1 protein-coding gene is annotated in these 556 nt (G+C 67.6%); it reads right to left on the bottom strand.

Annotated elements, in window-relative coordinates; genetic code table 11:
• Positions 1-472: NAD-dependent epimerase/dehydratase family protein (locus C5F48_RS24480; protein ID WP_146170790.1), on the bottom strand; the 472-nt coding region annotated here is incomplete at its 3' end.
• Positions 473-556 lie beyond the last annotated feature (84 nt).

The raw sequence follows: 556 nt of genomic DNA on the forward strand, positions 1-556 counted from the left end.
CTTGCCCGGCGGCGGCGAAGAGTTCATCTTCCTGGGCGTAATAGAAGTTGTCGACCTCCAGCCGGCCCTGTTCCTCGCGGAACGGGGTCTGAGGCAGGCTGCCCTTGCCATAGGCCTCGAACGGGCCGAGGTAATGCTTCAGCCCGGTCACCAGCGCGGCGTGCCGCACCGAACCCGCCGGCCGCAGCGCGTCGAACAGGTTGCGGACCATTGCCGCATTCACACGGATGTTCTCGGCCTCGGTCGCCATGCGCAGCCAGCTGGTGAGGAAGACATGCGTCGGCGCGATGCCCTGAAGGGCAGTCGCCAGCGCCGCGGGATCGAGAAGATCGGCGGCCACCGGCGACACGCCCGGCTGGGCGCCCGGGGTGCGGCTGAGGCCATGCACCGTCCAGCCCTGCTCAACGAGTTGCCGGGCGATGGCGCTGCCCTGGATGCCGGTTGCGCCGACGACGAGTGCGCTGCGGGTCATGTGATGTTCCTTCTGCTGTTGACCGGGAGGTAGGGTCTTGCCTCCGGTTTCGCCAGACGGCACCATATCGGGACATAGGCACCA

The sequence above is a fragment of the Cereibacter changlensis JA139 genome, from assembly GCF_003034985.1.
Classification (GTDB): Bacteria; Pseudomonadota; Alphaproteobacteria; order Rhodobacterales; family Rhodobacteraceae; genus Cereibacter; species Cereibacter changlensis.